The sequence below is a fragment of the Streptomyces sp. 796.1 genome, from assembly GCF_047525675.1.
Classification (GTDB): domain Bacteria; phylum Actinomycetota; class Actinomycetes; order Streptomycetales; family Streptomycetaceae; genus Streptomyces.
This window is the reverse complement of the sequence record NZ_JBLIWA010000093.1, coordinates 1-5120: the sequence shown is the minus strand read 5'-3', so window position 1 is coordinate 5120 and position 5120 is coordinate 1. Positions and strand designations below refer to the sequence as shown.

General features: G+C 73.4%; 4 protein-coding genes. All 4 read right to left on the bottom strand.

The features are described 5' to 3' along the window. A partial coding sequence (locus ACMA1D_RS31815; protein WP_414727447.1) for a biotin/lipoyl-containing protein occupies positions 1-761 on the bottom strand: 761 nt, incomplete at its 3' end. A gap of 50 nt (positions 762-811) precedes the next feature. Then, a complete protein-coding gene (gene lpdA / locus ACMA1D_RS31810; RefSeq protein ID WP_414727446.1) occupies positions 812-2200 on the bottom strand; it encodes a dihydrolipoyl dehydrogenase in 1389 nt (462 codons plus the stop codon). A gap of 544 nt (positions 2201-2744) precedes the next feature. Beyond that, positions 2745-4271: a leucyl aminopeptidase gene (locus tag ACMA1D_RS31805; protein WP_414727445.1), complete on the bottom strand. Its 1527-nt coding sequence runs from the start codon at positions 4269-4271 to the stop codon at positions 2745-2747. A 674-nt stretch (positions 4272-4945) separates the two neighbouring features. Further along, positions 4946-5120, bottom strand: a 175-nt coding sequence (locus ACMA1D_RS31800; RefSeq protein ID WP_414727448.1) for an adenosylcobinamide-GDP ribazoletransferase, incomplete at its 5' end; no start/stop codon positions are given.

Sequence of the window (5120 nt, the reverse complement as noted above, 5' to 3'; positions counted from 1 at the left end):
GCCGGAGCCGGAGCCGGAGCGGGCGCCGGGGCGGCGGCCTGCGGGGCCGGAGCCGCCGGGGCCGGAGCCGGGGCGGGCGCCGGAGCAGCAGCCGGGGCCGGTGCGGCGGCCGGAGCCGGAGCAGCGGCCGGGGCAGCGGCAGCCGGAGCGGCACCAGCGGCACCGATGACCGCCAGCTTCGCGCCGACCTCGGCCGTCTCGTCCTCGGCGATCAGGATCTCCAGCAGGGTGCCGGACGCCGGCGCCGGGATCTCGGTGTCGACCTTGTCGGTCGAGACCTCAAGCAGCGGCTCGTCCTCCTCGACGGAGTCGCCCACCGACTTGAGCCAGCGGGTGACGGTGCCCTCGGTGACGGACTCGCCGAGCGCCGGCAGCGTGACCGGGGTGCCCTCGGCACCACCGGCGGGCGCTGCGGCCTGCTGCGGCGCCTCGGCCTGCGCCGGCTCCGGCTGGGCAGCCGGAGCGGGCTCGGCGGCGGGCGCCGGGGCGGCCTCGGCCGCGGGGGCCGCGGCCGGCGCGCCGGAACCGTCGTCGATGACGGCCAGCTCGGCGCCGACCTCGACGGTCTCGTCCTCGGCCACCTTGATGGAGCTCAGGACGCCGGACGCGGGGGCCGGAATTTCGGTGTCGACCTTGTCGGTCGAGACTTCGAGCAGGGGCTCGTCGGCCTCGACGCGCTCACCCTCGGCCTTGAGCCAGCGGGTGACGGTGCCCTCGGTGACGCTCTCGCCGAGCGCCGGCAGGGTTACGGAAACCGCCATGGTTTCGGTTGCTCCTAACGATCTTGCGGATGTGGTCGCGCCCGGTGCTTCTAGTCGTGCGAGTGCAGCGGCTTGCCGGCCAGCGCCAGGTGGGCCTCGCCGAGGGCTTCGTTCTGCGTGGGGTGTGCGTGGATGAGCTGCGCCACCTCGGCGGGCAGCGCCTCCCAGTTGTAGATGAGCTGGGCCTCGCCGACCTGCTCACCCATCCGGTCACCGACCATGTGGACGCCGACCACGGCGCCGTCGCGCACCTGGACCAGCTTGATCTCACCGGTGGTCTTCAGGATGCGGCTCTTGCCGTTGCCGCCCAGGTTGTACTTGAGGGCGACCACCTTGTCGGCGCCGTACAGCTCCTTGGCCTTCTCCTCGGTGAGCCCGACGGAGGCGACCTCGGGGTGGCAGTAGGTGACGCGCGGTACGCCGTCGTAGTCGATCGGCACGGTCTTCAGACCGGCGAGCCGCTCTGCGACCAGGATGCCCTCCGCGAAGCCGACGTGCGCGAGCTGGAGCGTGGGGACCAGGTCACCGACGGCCGAGACGGTCGGCACGTTGGTGCGCATGTACTCGTCGACCAGGACGTAGCCGCGGTCCATGGCGACCCCGGCCTCCTCGTAACCCAGGCCCTGCGAGACCGGGCCGCGGCCGACGGCGACGAGCAGCAGCTCGGCCTCGAAGGTCTTGCCGTTCTCCAGCGAGACCTTTACGCCGTTCGCGGTGTACTCCACGCCCGAGAAGCGCGAGCCCACGGAGAACTTGATGCCGCGCTTGCGGAAGGCGCGCTCCAGGAGCTTGGAGCTGTTCACGTCCTCGACCGGAACCAGGTTCGGCAGCGCCTCGACGATCGTCACGTCGGTGCCGAAGGACTTCCAGGCGGAGGCGAACTCGACGCCGATGACGCCGCCGCCGAGCACGATCGCGGACTCCGGCACCCGGTCCAGGACCAGGGCGTGGTCGGAGGAGATGACGCGGTTGCCGTCGATCTCCAGGCCCGGCAGCGACTTCGGCACGGAGCCGGTCGCGAGCAGGACGTGGCGGCCCTCGTACCGCTGGCCGTTCACGTCCACCGAGGTCGGCGAGGACAGTCGGCCCTCGCCCTCCACGTAGGTGACCTTGCGGCTGGCGATCAGGCCCTGGAGGCCCTTGTACAGGCCGGCAATGACGCCGTCCTTGTACTTGTGCACCGCCGCGATGTCGATGCCGTCGAAGGTGGCCTTGACGCCGAACTCGGCGCTCTCGCGCGCCTGGTCGGCGATCTCACCGGCGTGCAGCAGCGCCTTGGTGGGGATGCAGCCGTTGTGCAGGCAGGTTCCGCCGACCTTGTTCTTCTCGATCAGGGCGACGTCCAGGCCAAGCTGAGCTCCGCGCAGGGCAGCGGCGTAGCCACCGCTGCCGCCCCCGAGGATCACTAGGTCGAAAACAGTGCTGGCGTCGTTCGCCACGTCACGTCCTCCATGCATGGGTACGCCGGAGCCGGTCACTCCGCTGCGCTTCGTTTCTGCTGTCTCCAACAGAGCCTACGGAAGCGGAGCCCGTGACCGGGCGGCGGCTGTTGTTCGGCCGCTGTCTTACTCGGCCCTGCGGTGCGGCTCGGGTGTGTGTGCGAGCCACAGGCCCTGTCCTGCCGAGACAACATCTTCGCACTTGTTCGCGGACGGTGGGACGCCGGGCCGTGCTCCGCGGTGGCCGAAAGCGCTCGTACGGCCAGAATCCCGGGCGGACACCGCGCTCGGCCCCGTTCGTACCCGCGAGTAGATCGCTGTCAGCGAACGCGCCACGGCCCCGGGCGCAGGCGCTCGGGGCCGTTGGTCACGCTCTGGTGGGAGCCGTGTTCCCTGCGGTTCAACCCGCCGGGTGGGGCAGGGTGGACCAGCCCGATCCGGTCTGATCCGGACTGGTGCCATCCGGACCGGTCCGGTCCTGCCGGGTCCACCGGATGGGCGGCGCGGCGGGCGCCATCCACCCTGTGGACACGGGCCCGGGCGGTCAGCCCAGGTCGCCCGCGGCGGTGCGCTCGGCGAGCCGCACCAGGGTGCGCACCGAGGAGCCGGTGCCGCCCTTGTGGGTGTAGCCGTACGGGGCGCTCTCGTGGAAGGCCGGGCCCGCGATGTCCAGGTGCGCCCAGGTGATGCCCTCGCCGACGAACTCCTCCAGGAACAGGCCGGCGACCAGGCCGCCGCCCGCGCGCTCGCCCATGTTGGCGATGTCCGCGATCGGCGAGTCCATGCCCTTGCGCAGCTCGCGCGGCATCGGCATCGGCCAGGACTGCTCGCCGACCTCCGTCGCGATCTCGTGCAGCGAGGTGCGGAAGGCGTCGTCGTTCGCCATGATCCCGAAGGTGCGGTTGCCCAGCGCGAGGATCATCGCGCCGGTCAGCGTCGCCACGTCCACGATCGCGTCCGGCTTCTCCTCCGAGGCGCGGGTGAGCGCGTCGGCGAGCACCAGCCGGCCCTCGGCGTCGGTGTTGAGCACCTCGACCGTCTTGCCGCTGTACATGCGCAGCACGTCACCGGGGCGGGTGGCCGAGCCGGACGGCATGTTCTCGGCGAGCGCCAGCCAGCCGGTCACGTTGACCTTCAGGCCCAGCTTGGCGGCGGCCACGACGGCGGCGAACACCGCGGCGGCACCGCTCATGTCGCACTTCATCGTCTCGTTGTGACCGGCCGGCTTGAGCGAGATGCCGCCCGAGTCGTACGTGATGCCCTTGCCGACCAGCGCCAGCGTCTTGCTCGCCTTCGGGTGCTGGTAGGCCAGCTTGACCAGGCGCGGCGGGTTCTCCGAGCCCTTGCCGACGCCGATCAGACCGCCGTAGCCGCCCTTGGTCAGGGCCTTCTCGTCCAGCACCTCGACCTTGAGGCCGAACTCCTTGGCCGCGGCCTGCGCCTGCTCGGCGAAGAGCTTCGGGGTCAGGTCGTTGGAGGGGATGTTGATCAGGTCACGGGCCCGGTTGACCTCGGCGGCCAGCGCCTCGGCCCGCTCGATCGCGGCCTTGTACGCCTTGTCCCGCGGCTTCCCACCGAGCAGCGCGACCTCGGCCAGCGGCGCACCGGCGGCCTCGTTCTTGCCCTTGCCCTTGCCGCCCCGGTACGAGGTGAACGCGTACGCACCGAGCAGCGCGCCCTCGGCGACCGCGGCAGCGGACTCCAGGTCGGCCAGCGGCAGCGCGAACGCGCCCTTCTTGACGCCGGTCAGCGCGCGGGCCGCGGTGCCGGCGGCACGGCGCAGCACCTCGGCGTCGAAGCCTTCGTCCCCCTTCGGGGCGTCCCCGAGGCCGACCGCGAGCACGACCGGGGCCTTGATCCCGGACGTGGACGGCAGCTTGGTGGCCTCGCCCTCGGCACCGGAGGCGCCGAGGGTTTCCAGGACGGCGGCCAGCTTGCCGTCGAACGCCTTGTCGATGGCCTCGGCGCCCGGCGCGACGACGGGGCCCTTGGCGCCCTTCGCCACACCGACGACGACGGCGTCCGCACGCAGTGTGGTCGCACTCGACGTGCTGAGAGTCAGAGCAGTCACGGTGGTGGTGTCTCTCTTCCGTTGAAGTAGGGGGCCGTTGGGTGGGCCGGCCGTGCCGTGGGCATCGTATGCGCCGGTCCGCTGCGGGGGCACGGCCCGGTGCAGTGGTCCTAGCGGCCATCGCGAGCCTAACTCGCGCTGTACGGGGCGTGTTCTGCGCGTACCGCCCTGACCAGGCCGATGGGGCCCGCGGGGCGGGGGAGGACGCCGCTCCCGCCGGGTGGACCGGCGCCCATCTGGGGGCCGGTGCCCGGCCGTTGGCCCGGCGCGTCGCCGCCCGGCGGGGGAGCGGCCCCCGGTCGGGCCGCCCCGGACCGGGCCCCGGCTGGCGCTTTCCCGCCATGCGGAGCCACCCGCGCCCCGCGCCGCCGGTTACGCCGCGTGAGGGAGGGGGCGACCGGGGGTGGCGCTTCGGGGCGCGGCGGCGGGGCTGGTCGCGGCGGTGGAGCGTGGCGGCTGGTCGTCGCGGTGGGAGGTGGCGCCGGGGGCGGTGCCGGGGCCGGGGGCGGTGCGGGGCGTCTCGGCCGGGCGCCAGGAGGCGCCGTCGCGCGGCGCCAGGGGGCCGGGGTACGGCGGCGCCGTGGCCCGGTGTCAGGGCGGTCCGGGGCGCCTCGGCCCACCAGCAACGGGGCAGGCGGCGCCGCAGCCGGCGGCAGCGTGCTGCGGGCGATGCCTCAGCCCAAGGTCAGGACGGCCAGCGCGGCGGTCGTCGCGGTCTCCGCCAGGGCGCCGAAGACGTCGCCGGTCACCCCGCCGAAGCGGCGCCGGCAGTGGCGCAGCAGCGCCTCGGCCGCAACCAGCGCGACCAGCACGGCCACCGCGCAGCGCACCGCCCCGTCCGGGCCGGCC